Source organism: Wenzhouxiangella marina, from assembly GCF_001187785.1.
Classification (GTDB): Bacteria; Pseudomonadota; Gammaproteobacteria; order Xanthomonadales; family Wenzhouxiangellaceae; genus Wenzhouxiangella; species Wenzhouxiangella marina.
Genome location: NZ_CP012154.1, coordinates 3,211,997 through 3,224,231 on the forward strand (window position 1 = coordinate 3,211,997; position 12,235 = coordinate 3,224,231).

The 12,235-nt window shown below is 64.3% G+C and carries 7 protein-coding genes; 3 read left to right on the forward strand and 4 right to left on the reverse strand.

Annotated elements, in window-relative coordinates:
- Positions 1 to 228 precede the first annotated feature (228 nt).
- From WM2015_RS13540 to WM2015_RS13555, 4 genes are all read right to left on the reverse strand, one after another.
- On the reverse strand, positions 229 to 2,325 hold the full coding sequence (locus WM2015_RS13540) for a [FeFe] hydrogenase, group A (protein WP_211260936.1): 2,097 nt from the start codon (positions 2,323 to 2,325) through the stop codon (positions 229 to 231).
- Between the two features lie 193 nt (positions 2,326 to 2,518).
- Positions 2,519 to 4,078 (reverse strand): DUF1996 domain-containing protein, encoded by a 1,560-nt coding sequence (locus WM2015_RS13545; protein ID WP_049726548.1) that lies wholly within the window; start codon positions 4,076 to 4,078, stop codon positions 2,519 to 2,521.
- Between the two features lie 375 nt (positions 4,079 to 4,453).
- Positions 4,454 to 5,623: a hypothetical protein gene (locus WM2015_RS13550; RefSeq protein ID WP_049726549.1), complete on the reverse strand. Its 1,170-nt coding sequence runs from the start codon at positions 5,621 to 5,623 to the stop codon at positions 4,454 to 4,456.
- A gap of 117 nt (positions 5,624 to 5,740) precedes the next feature.
- On the reverse strand, positions 5,741 to 6,847 hold the full coding sequence (locus WM2015_RS13555) for a PKD domain-containing protein (protein ID WP_156201204.1): 1,107 nt from the start codon (positions 6,845 to 6,847) through the stop codon (positions 5,741 to 5,743).
- A 483-nt stretch (positions 6,848 to 7,330) separates the two neighbouring features.
- Here WM2015_RS13555 and WM2015_RS13560 point away from each other — a divergent pair, with 483 nt between their 5' ends.
- From WM2015_RS13560 to WM2015_RS16085, 3 genes are all read left to right on the forward strand, one after another.
- Complete coding sequence (locus WM2015_RS13560) at positions 7,331 to 9,913, forward strand: putative Ig domain-containing protein (protein ID WP_169751187.1); 2,583 nt, start codon at positions 7,331 to 7,333, stop codon at positions 9,911 to 9,913.
- Between the two features lie 548 nt (positions 9,914 to 10,461).
- Positions 10,462 to 11,112 (forward strand): HAD family hydrolase, encoded by a 651-nt coding sequence (locus WM2015_RS13565; RefSeq protein ID WP_156201206.1) that lies wholly within the window; start codon positions 10,462 to 10,464, stop codon positions 11,110 to 11,112.
- Between the two features lie 630 nt (positions 11,113 to 11,742).
- The gene (locus tag WM2015_RS16085) at positions 11,743 to 12,204 is read left to right on the forward strand and encodes a helix-turn-helix transcriptional regulator (protein ID WP_169751188.1); all 462 of its coding nucleotides are present in this window, start codon (positions 11,743 to 11,745) and stop codon (positions 12,202 to 12,204) included.
- The last annotated feature ends 31 nt before the right edge of the window (positions 12,205 to 12,235 follow it).

A 12,235-nucleotide genomic window follows, 5' to 3' on the forward strand; every position in this document is an offset into this window, starting at 1 on the left:
TGACTGAGATTCAATCGACGGCAGAACTCTGCCAAGGGAGCACTGCAAACGCAGCCGAGCTTGCGGATCGGTCGTGACGCCAGCCGATGGCGTCGCTCGATGAAGCCCGCGACCGAACCCCTGGATCAACGCCGTGACCCAGACAGTGAATTTCCCCATACCGCCGGGGATGATACAAGATACGGGCCCGCCCAGCCAGGAAGCCCCCGAGCATGATTATTCAGAGGCTCACTGGGTTTCTGCCTGGACCACGCGCACCAGACGCCGGATGACGGTTTTCGATTGGCCGGCGTCGAGGAGGGTGTCGAGCTCGATCTCGAAGCGACAGCGCTCACCGTTCGGGGCGATGATCGATAGGTCGTCCGGGTCATTGCTGGGTTGCATTCGGAGCCGCGCGTAGCTCGGCCCGGACTGGCGTGGCGGTAGCTGGAGATTGATGCAGGCCTGGATGGCGGTCGCGCCGCGTAGCTCGCCGAAGGGGCCTGCCGTTTCCCAGACCGCATCCGGATGCAGCAGGCGGGTCGCGCCGCTGCCGTCCCGGCGATCGACGCAGTCGAGAAAGCGCATCGGGAAGTCCCGCCTGGAGTGGCGAGGCGCATAGCTGGTGTGCAGCAGGCGTCGAGCCTCGTCCGAATTGGGCTCGCCCAGCTCACTGGCGTACAGGGCCTGGACCTGCGGATTCTCGAAGGATCGCCGTCGCGGCGCCTTCTGATCGATGGCATAGACCGCCTTCATCCGCTTTTCCAGCACCAGTGGATCCATCGACTTGGGCTCGCCGCCACCCCCGAGGCAGCCACCGACACAGGCCATCACTTCGATGGCGATGAACTCCTGTCGCCAATCGTCCGTCTGCAGCAACTGCTGGGCCGAAGCGATGCCGTTGCAGATCGCGACCCGGCCCAGGCCGGGAATCTCGGCGGTCTTGATTGCTCGATCGACCCCACGCAGGCGCGTCCATTCCAGAGCGCCCGCCTGATCATTGCCGGCCATGTGCAGGGCCGTTCTGAGCATGGCCTCCATCACCCCACCGGAAGAACCGAAGATCTGTGCGGCACCGGTGCTCGCACCCAGCGGATTGTCGAACACCCCCTCCTCGGGAAGCGCGTTGAAGGCGATCCCGCGGGCGCGGATCATGCGGGCCAGTTCGCGGGTGGTCAGCACACGATCGACATCACCACGCTGCCCCGGCCGCAGCGCTTCGTCCTTCTTGGCCGTGCAGGGCATGACGCTGACCACATAGGGCTCGCGGCGGCCCTCGGCGAATTCCGGCCCCAGTGAGCGCGCGAAGGCCGCTCGCTTGCTGAGGGCCCCGTGCATCTGCTGGGGTGATTTGGTGGAGCTGAGATGGGGCAGCAGATCGGGACGGTTGATCTCGACCCAGTTCACCCAGCCCGGGCAGCAGGACGTGAACAGCGGCAGTTCCGACGGATTCTGCAGCCGCCCCAGCAGTTCCGACGCCTCTTCCATGATGGTCAGGTCAGCGGCGAAATTGGTGTCGAACACGTAGTCGAAGCCCAGCGCCCTCAGAGCATTGATCATGCGCCCCGTGCTGATCGTCCCGGCCGGCATGCCGAATTCCTCGCTGATGGCAATCCGGGTCGCGGGCGCGACCTGGACAACGGCGACGTCGCGTCGGGCATCGAGACGGTTCAACACTTCGTGCCAATGCGGTGCCTCGATGAGGGCACCGACGGGACAGACCAGGGTGCACTGGCCGCAGGAAATGCACGACGTGTCGGCCAGGTCCTGGTCGAAGACCGTGACCGGCTGGCGTTCGGCACCACGCTCGGCGAAGCCGATCACGAACTGCTGCTGCCCGTGCTCACCACAGGCCTCCACGCACAGACCGCATTCGATGCACTTGGAGAAGTCCATCCAGATGCCCGGCGAGGTGTGGTCGTGCAGTCGGTGTTCCGGATGCTGTGGCGAACCGATCGGGACCTTCTCCCAGCGCTCCTGCCACTGGTGTTCGTGGATCAGGTTCTGCAGTGCGCAGGACCCGCTGACCTCGCAGCGCATGCAGTCATTGGGGTGGCGGGCCAGAAGCCACTGGGCATTGGCCTCTCGAAAGGCACGCAGCGCATCGCTGTCGGTGTCGACGACGTCACCCGTGCGGGCGGGCGTCACGCAGGCCGCCTGGGGGCGAGTCCGCCCCTTGACCTCCACCAGGCACATCCGACAGACGGCGTGCGAGGGCAAGCGAGGATGGTGGCACAGGGTCGGCACCTGCGCGCCAGCCGCGCGGACCGCATCGAGCAGGGTCGAGCCTTCGGCCAGCTCGACCTCCCGACCATTGACCGTGAGCGTCATCATTTGCTTCTGCATGTGCCGATTTCACGGACCTTCCGGGCGCTCGCGATCCTGCCGGGGCGCCCTGGCCCTGCCCTCGATGGGTGTTTACTGGCGCCCACCTTTACACGGCTCGATCTGGCCTGCCCTGATCTGGATCAAGCGCCCGGGGAGGCCACAGGATGGGCGGCCATTCAAACGTCTGGGTGAAGGGCCGCCCATCGCCCAATCATCGATACTCGCAGGCCGTGTCGGCGACCGGGAGCAGGCGAAGGAGCTCGATGGTCCCGGCCTCCCCGGTATCGAAGCGGTAGTCCAGCGTGGCGCTGTTGCAGTCCTCGAAGGCCATCGTGGCGGCGCCTGCGGGCCGGGTACTGGTCGGTGTCGCGGCATCGAAGTCACCGCCCTCGGTGAGATAGATCGTCAACTCCGAGTTCGCGTCGGCGTAATCACCCTGGATCGTCCACCAGCGGTGTGCGCCCGGAGACGTTTCGCTCGGCCCCTGATAGGTGAACCAGCCAGCGAACAGGGTCGATCCGGCGGCGTCGGATGAAATGAACAGGCCCTGACCCGCCGTCGCCGGCTCGAACCAGGCACCGGCCAGTTCTGGCCCGAAGATCACAGCGTGTTCGGAGCCGGCGTGCAAGCCCATGCCGGCGTTCTCGATCGGCAGGCGGTTCTGGATGCCCTCCGAGGTGCCGGACAGGCGATAGCCGTTGGCCAGGTTGCCGTCATGGCAGTCGAGGGCGCCCTGGATGCAGCCTCGGACGATCTCGTCCATGACCTCGACGTGCCAGCCGTTGATCCAGTCCCCGTGCAGCGAGTAGCCGCCGGGCTCGTTGTCGCTGACCGTGTACATGTCGGAGGCCAGACGCCAGCCGCGCGAGGAACGGGACGCCGGGTCGGCGTTTTCCGGCCGAACCGGGAAGGCATAGTGGTAGCTGACTCGCGGCAGGGGCACGGGATGGGACTCGGGGCAGACCATCAGACCGCCGACCTGCTCGGGATAGGCCATGTGTGACTTGTGATCGGGGCTGTCCAGATCGACCCCGTTCCAGCAGCTGGGGAAGAACAGGTCCATGCGCACCCGATCCGGCGCCGTGCATTCGGGGATGTAGGGCCTGAAATCCGGATTGCCGGCGTCGGTGGCTTCCCAGGACTGGCAGTGCCAGCGGGCGATGGCCATGTCCTGTGGATCGGCGCTGTTGGCCGAGCCCGTGCCGGCGATGATCGACAGTCCAGGCGGGGGCGCCACGATCGTGTGGAGTTCATCGACGGCGGCGGAATAGTAGAAGATCTCGTGGGCGACATCGTCCCCGCCCACCACGGCATCGACGACCTGCCAGGCCGGCTCACCATCCTCATCGATGACCCTCGCCCCGCTCTCGTCGTACAGGGGCGCAAGCAGGGCGGGTATCCAGTAGGCGCTGCGATTGAGCTGATTGCCCTGGCAGGTCGACACGGTGGCGCCTTCGGGCACCGGCGCGTAGAGCGCTTCGGCATGCAACTGCGCATCCGTGCCCGTGTAGCCGTAGAACTTGTGGTAGTGCGCGGCCCCCGGCTGGCCCGGAAACAGCAGCGGATCGTCGTAGGCCGCGTGGGAGAAATCGCAGTTGATCCGCAGGATTCCGCGCCAGCTGTTGGGCTCGACCGGGGCCGGAAACTGACTCGTTGGAATCAGGTCCGGGTGACCGTCATCGAACAGGTCGGCGCAGGCGATGGCCGGCATCATCAGACAAGCGGTCATCGCCAGTCGGCGCAGTGAGAAGACGGGGTGAGGGCTGTGCATGGCATGGCGTCCTTGGGTTGAAGTGACGCCAAGAATAGCCGGGCGGGAGCGGTTTTCAATGCGATAAGTAACTGTTTTACAACACTTATCGATTATTCACGCTTCGTGACGAAGCGCAACCTGCGTGGCCGTTGACATGGAGCCTGTTCAAGGCTCGGTCATGACCACCTCGTGCTTGCGATTCATGGCAAGGGTCTCCAACGCTGACCTCGTCGTCCTTGCCTTCAAGTTCTTCTGCCTGACCGATCCCGTCTCGATGGCAATGAAGCAAGAGGCCTGGCAGGACACCACCGAGCCAAGGACGCAGAACAGTCATGGGGTTTGCCAACGGTTTTCAGGGTGCACCACTCTTCCCGCGCCGCTCTTCCCGCGCCCTCATGGCTCGAAGCGATCGCTGAAGATCCGGTCCGGCAGAGGAGGAGCGAGGACCTGCGCGAGAAGCAGATTGAAGCCCGACGTGCTGTTGCCACCATCGGGGCGGCGACAGACCACGTTGACGTAGAGGTAGTCCGCGGACTCACCGGGCGGGCGATGCGCCGGCGAGTTGGTGCAGTTGTAGATCGAAGGCGAGACCGGGCTGGAAAACGCCACGCCCTCGTCCGACTCGCTCGGCCATCGAAAGCGAACCTGGTAGAAACCGCCCAGGCCAACGGGATCCCAGCGGTATTCGACTTCACCGTGTGGATTGTGCACATCCTCGCCGCTCAGTGGCGTCCAGACGGTCGGCGGCCCGACCTCACCCGGGATCGCGGCACTTGCCGCGGCCGAGGGCGAGCTTTCGGTGGATGCCAGCAGCACCACGAACTGCGAATCCACCAGACCATCGTCAGGCAGACCGTAGCAATGGACGCGCACGCGCGCATTGTTCGAGCCGGCGAAATGCAGCGTCCAGTCATCCACCCGACAGGTACGCGGCTGGGTCGGCGAAACCGCGATCACCTGCACCGTGCTGCCCCTGGGCATCACCGCCCCAAGCCCGTTGAAGGTGACCTCGTACTGCCCGACACCGAGACGAGCGAGCGTGGTCGTGCCCCCTCCCGGGTTGTGCGTGGAGCCTGCCGACAGGTCGAGGAAGTTGCCCGACGGCAGGGCCTGCTGAGAGTCTGCGAAGGCGAGCTTTGCATTGTTGCCATCGACACCACCCTCATCGACGAGCATGAACTGATGCCAGGCGTTCAATGGATTGCCGAGCTCATCGAAGCAGAAGATCCTGGCCCATCGATAGGGAGTGAACTGGGGCGTCAGACTGAAGCCGTATCCCTGGATCGTGCAGCCCCTGGTGCTGGATCCCGCCCAGGCAGCCATGGGCACGAAACTGCCCTGCGCGATCACTCGATGGATCTGGATGGTATGCACTCCCGTCGACGGGTGCTGGCTGACGATGTCGTTGCCAGTGCGACTGTAGAGATTGTCGAACTGCAGGGTTCCAGCGCTATTGGCGTAGGCATAGCCCATCACGGCGTCGTCGAAGGACGGCTGGGCGCCTGCATCGGGCACGGACGAGGCGATCAGCCAGAGAGAGATCAGGTATCGGAGGAAGCGCATGGCAACGAGGCCTTGGTGGGGTCCTGATCACTGCAATGTCACGGCAATCGGAAACCGCACATCGCCGCACCACCATGCTGCCAAAAGCGCGGTACTGACGACGCCCCCGGGACTCGATCAGGGCGGCGGCGCTTCCTCGAATCGATCACTGAAGAGCAGTTCACAGGTCGGCAAGGTGCTGATCGGTGCGCTCAGGACTGCAACGCACTGGTTGACCCATCCGAACAGCGTGGCCGTCAGCGTGGCCTGATAGACCGTCCCCGGAACGAACGCATACTCGTGAGAAGGGTCGATCCCGGTGACCACCGGGCTGCCATCGTCGAAATCCCACTGGTAGCTTTCACCGATCAGGTTCAGGAAGGCCGCCTGATTGAAGAACCGGCTGGCCAGGAACGGCGAGCTGGCTGAAAACTGGACGACGGTCGTGGGCGATTCATCGCTCAGACAGACCGGCGTGGCCGAGACTGCCGGTGCCAGCTCGAAGGTCACCGTCGGTTCGAAAAGCCAGTCGGCATCAAGGGGGACACCGCCCAGGTTGAGCCCACTGCCCAGCAGCCAGGTCCCCGCGATGTTCGCGGACGCGAGGAATTCCCCTGCGCCATCGGCCGCGTTGTAGTCGTTGGAAACCACGTTCAATGCAGCCGGGCTCGCATTCTCGATGGCGACCACAAAGGGGCCGCTGATCGTCAGTGGAGCAGCGAAGGTCACGGTCTGCAGCAAGTCCGGCAGATTTCCGGCGCCGAGTTCATTCGCAACGAGAATCGTGCCCGTGGCAAGCGGCTCGCCAAGCGGGAGCCTGGCGGCATCGGAACCATAGATGGCCACGGTGACGGTGACCGCAGGTGCGCTATCGGGCACGAAGGCATAGAACGAGGCGCTACTGATCTCGATTGCCGAAGGCGCCTCGAACCACTGCCCGGCCGCTTGGGCCGAGGTCGCGTTGTTGATATTGATGGACTGAAGACCGGTGGCCTTCGCGGCCGCATACTGCAGCGGCTGATCCGCACAAGTCGACTGCAGTACGACAGAAGCCGAACGCTTCGGCGCACCCATCTGAATCGGGGCGTCGACCGCTTGAAGCGAATACAGCCCCGTCTGCCCTCGTGCATCATTCGACACCCACAGCATGGAACAAGCCCAGACACAGGCCAGAACAACGAAAACTCGCATTGCTTTCCCCTCAGGTTTGGTCGACTCGTAGGTGCCAGACAATCCTTCGCCCACATCCCATCGTTGGCAGACGCCTGCCCACCAAGCGGAGCATAACTTGCCGGGACAATGAATACGTGACGACAGGCAACCCCGTCGCGCCCGCCAGTACGCCATGCCCTCCATGAGCCTGGCGCTGATCCACGCCTTCCGCAAACTAGCTGATCATGCCCGCGTTGCCCTGCACGATGTGCAGATCTCATGAGCGTCCCGTTCCTGGGCGGCACATCCCCGCAGGCACCGAAACCATCGTCTTCGACTGGAACGGCAGCGTCGTCCGGGGCCGGATTTCGACCGATCGAACGTTCGAGGATCGATTCTCCATCAGTCAAACCCGGAGCCCTGAACCACCTTGACCCGCGCGGCCCCGAGCCGGGAACGATGAAGGCATCCCGGAAGATTTCACGTATCTTTCAAGGTATTTGCAAGCTTCCCGGCTGGCCCAGCGATAGGCTGGTCGACGTTGCAGAATGCAGTCACGGTGAAAGGGAGCGTGAGATGTCGATGAGGATTATCGGGTTGCAGTTGTTGCTCTTGGCGGTTTCGCTTTGCGTCGGCCCGGCCATGGCCGCGCCTGGATCGACAGGCCATGATCTGGCGGCGTCCTCTCGGGATGGTCAGATCGACGGCGCGGAATGCGTCCTGAGCACCGGTCGCTGGGGCGGTGGTGTGCCTCAGGATGGTGAGCGCTTCACCGGGGGCGGTGAGGACCTCCTGTTGATCGGTGCCGGGGCCGAGCTGGTGATCTTCGACATCAGCACCCCAACGCTCCCGGTCGAGCTGGGCCGGGCAGCACTCGATCATCCGGCGATCTTCATCGCGATTTCGGAAGATGGCCAGATGGCGGCCGCCTCCGACGCCTTCGACAATGCCACACTGGTCGACATCAGCAATCGGGGCGCGCCCCTGCGTCGCGGCACTTTCGCCTGGCCGGGTCTGCAGCAGCCCTACGGCATGGAATTCAGAGGCAGCCATCTATTCGTCGCGGTGCGCACCATCGGTCTGGCGGTGCTGGACATCAGTGACCCGGACACGCCCACCTGGGTGGCCAATTCCGACGGCGCCGTGAGCAATTTCGTTTTCGATGTAGCACTCAGGGGCAACCATGCCTATCTGGGGCAGGACAACGACGGGATCCAGATCGTCGACATCAGCAATCCGGCGACCCCCACCGTGGTCGCCGAACGGACGGCTTCCACCGGAGCGGGACAACTCACGCTGGACGGAAACCGGCTCTATGTCGCGCGCGGGGCGAACGGCTTCGAGATTCTCGATCTGAGCAACCCCACCGCGCCCGCCTTGCTGGGGTCGATCGGTCTTTCGGGCTTCCTGTACGAAGTGGTGGCCATGCCGGGCGATCGGGTGGCAGTGGCGAACAATGTGGACGGTACGGTGCTGTTCGATATCAGCACGCCGGCGACGCCCGTGGAATTGGGGAACTACGGATTCAGTCCGTTCCGCCTGGTGCCGGTGGGCAACAGCGTCTTCACCATTCATGGGAGCTCGGTGTCGCCCATCGTCCGCCTCGTCGATTTCCAGGACCCCGGGACCCCCGTCGAGACCGCTCAGATCGTCTTCAACGACCGAAGCCGCGCGGTCAGCGTGGGCCCGGACCACGTTCTCGTCGCCAACAGCGATTTCGGGGTGGTGATGCTGGACACCACGAATCCCGTGGCGCCGATCCTGGTGGATACGCTGGATATCGGCTTCGAGGCTCGTCGGATCGGACACCTTGGCGGCTACGGGATCGCGAGCACCAGCTACAGCGGCGAGATCGCCATCATCGACCCGATTCCGGGCGCTCCGGCGCTGGTCAATACCCTGGACAACTCCTTCCAGTCCAACGACCTGGTCGGCGTCGGCTCGCTGTTGTACGTGGCCTCGGGACAGTTCGGTGGTTTGCGGATTCATGATCTCAGCAATCCAATGTCACCGACCCTGGTGGGTTCCCTGGTCCCGGCGGGTCAGACCGTCTGGCAGATCGCCGTGGCAGGAACCACGGCCTACTCGGGATACAGCAACGACACCGATCTGCTGGTGATCGATGTCTCCAACCCTGCCCTCCCCGTCACCATCGGCAGCCCCCATGCCCTACCCAGCGGGACCGTCGACATCGCGGCCAGCGGCTCGCATGTCTTCGTGGGCACCCAGCTGGACGGCGTTCGCATCCTCGAACACGACGGCCTCGGCGGCCTGACGGAAGTCGCCGATATCGGCGTCTCGCCGGCGGTCGTCACCGGGGTCAGCATCGACGGGGACCGTCTCTACATCAGCGCGGGGGTCTTCTCCGGCCTGCTGATCTATGACATCTCCGATCCGGCCAGCCCCGTGTTCGTCGAGCAATACAACACGGCCGGCGACGGCGAGGGCGTCGATGCGCTGGGCGGCGTGATCGCCATGGCCGAAGGTGAGTCGGGCGTGACCACGCTGGGCTGCGATCCCGCCGCCAACAATCAGCCGCCGGTCGCCGTGGGGACCATCGGCGACCAGAACGACAACGAGGGCACGCAGATCTTCCCCCTGTCGACGAACGCGAGCTTCAACGATCCCGACGGCCAGGCCCTGAGCTATTCAGCCTCCGGCCTGCCCCCTGGCCTCGAGATCACGCCGGGTAGCGGCGTGGTCGAAGGAACCCTGGATTTCGAGAGCTCGGGCTCCTATCCCGTGGTCATCACCGCGACCGACCCCTTCGGCTTGTTCGCAACCCAGAGCTTCACCTGGAACATCATCGAAACCAACGCCCCTCCGCAGGTCGAAAGCGAAATCCCCGACCAGCTCAACGACGAGGAAGACGTCGTCAGCCTGGATGTGAGCTCGCACTTCTCCGACATCGACGGCGACACCCTGCGCTTCGAGATCGGCAATCTGCCGGAAGGCCTGAGCATGGACGGGACCAGCGGCGTGATCAGCGGCACGATTTCAACCAATGCCGGTCGAACCGAGCCCTACATCGTGCTCATCCTGGCCTTCGACCCCGATGATGCCGTGACCTCACAGACCATCGAGTGGACCGTCAACGACACGGTCGTGGTGCCCTTGATCTTCAATGACCGCTTCGAAGCGGGCAGCGGGTCTGACTAGGGAGCCTCTGAATAATCATGCTTGGAGCGCGTTTCAGTCGGAAAAGCCGCAGATCGTGCGGTGCGACGCGAGTGACAGTAGCCGTCACGCGCTTATCGTTTCTTAGTCTGGCGCTTCTTGCCTTCGGCAAACCGCGCCAGCCACGAAACGGCGCTACGGCCGAGTGGCGCGACGCGCGAGATGCGGCTTTTCCGGCGAAACCCGATAGGGACAGGCCTTTGCGGGGCCTCCGCCTCGTCTGGGCTCGCTTATTTGGAATGACCAAACCGCACGCGCTGATCGTTTCGTCACCAGGCGCTTCTTGCCTTCGGCAAACCGCACCTGGCACGAAACGGCGCTCGCCCAAGCCAAGCCGGAGACTCCCGCAAAGACCTGTCGCGCCCGAGCATGATTATTCAGAGGCTCCCTAGAACGGATTTCGGGGAGTTTCGGGACACCCGGCAACCAGCCTGGATTCGAGCCAGCAGGTCGCTCAGGGTGTCCCCTTGCCCTCGATCACGATCGATCGTGCCGGGACGGCTGCGCCGCATCGGCTAGAATGCCGTCGCATGCGAAACCTGATCCAGCACATCCCCGCGGGCACCGAAACCATCGTCTTCGACTGGAACGGCACCCTGCTCGACGACGTCGACTACTGCCTTTCGATCACCAACGCGATGCTGCAGGAGTTCGCCCTGCCGAAGCTCACGCGAACGCGCTACCGGGACATCTTCACCTTCCCGGTGCAGAGCTACTACCAGCAGCTGGGTTTCGATTTCTCCAGGCACCCGTTCCCGGCGCTGGCCACGCGCTGGATGCAAAGCTACACAGCCGACGTGGCGACGAAGGTCGACCTGTTCCATGAGACCGAAACGATGATCGCGGATCTGAAGCGCAACGGCTATCGACTTGCCATCCTGACCGCAGCCATCGAGTCGGACGTGCACGAGCTGCTCGCCCACCACGGCATCGACGAAGCCTTCGACGAGGTCTACGGCCTGGATCACTGCGAGGCCAGCAGCAAGGTCGAGCGCGGCAAGCAGCTGTATGCATCGATGGGCCTGGACCCGGGCAGGACCCTGCTGATCGGCGATACGGACCATGACTTCGAAGTCGGCCGGGCCCTGGGCGCGCCCACGCTATTGCTGGCCGATGGCCACCAGAGCTACGAGCGTCTGCAGCCGCTCGAATGCAAGGTACTGCCGACGCGGTACGGGTGAGGATCTTGCTTGGGCATCACGCTCCTTACGGGGCGTGAACGCCCATCGCTCTTCGGACTGCAGCGGGCCACCTTCCATGGCGGTGTCTGCCAGGGCCCTTCCCTACCCCGGCTTCAGTCAGCCGGAGCGGAAGCCGCTAAAGCAGACGCGAACCCATCTCCGCTGGTGCTGCAGCATCCAAACCCCGGGATCCTGGCTTGAACCGACCAAAGCCGTTGGGTGACCCGTCGTCGTTGCAGATTCGGCGATGACCAACGGCACTGTTGCAGCGCCTCCGATGAGCGCAAGCTGATCCGCATGGATGGACGCAAGACATCAAGCACCACAGCGCCCCTGGTTCGCACCGTTCGCTACGCGCCCGGAACCTTCATGCCGACACATTGCGACGGTCGCGCTCGTTTGAGCCTGGTCTTGTCGGGGCAGGTTCAGGAGGCCACTCGGCATGATGAAACGCAGGCAGGCCCCTTGGCGGTGGCGGTCAAATCCGCGGAGGTGGATCACGCAACCAGCTTCGGGCCTCGAGGAGTGGTCATGGCATCGATCGATCTCGAGTCCCTGGCCGATGATCCGGATGCGTGGCCGATTCCTCCCTGGAGATGGGCGAGCGGCCGCCGCGTACCGGGCTCAGCCTTGGCTGAGACCGTCTCGGCGCTGGTCGAGATGCAACGCGCGAACGCAGCCACCGATGCCGTCGACCGGCTGCGTGAAGCCTGCCTGCTCTTGCTGGACGGTCTGCGGGAGACCGGCCCGGCCTCGGGGCAATCGCCAGGCGCTTTCATCAAGCAGGTGCGCGAACGTATCGACGACACACCAGACGAGCCCACGACAGTGGCCGAACTGGCTCTGCAGTTCGGCGTCTCGGCCACGCATCTGACGCGCTGCTTCCGCGCGGCCTACGGTTGCTCGGTCAGCCGCTATCGACTGCGCCGACGCATCGATCGAGCGCTACTGCAACTCACGCAAGCGGACTTGCCCCTGGCCGAGGTCGCCATCGCCAGCGGCTTCCATGACCAGGCCCATCTGACCCGTCACTTCCGCGCCATGACCGGCACCACACCGGGTGCCTGGCGCGACCATCTGTTGGCCGCCTGAGCCCGTCCCTTCACCTCGCAGAATCCAGGAA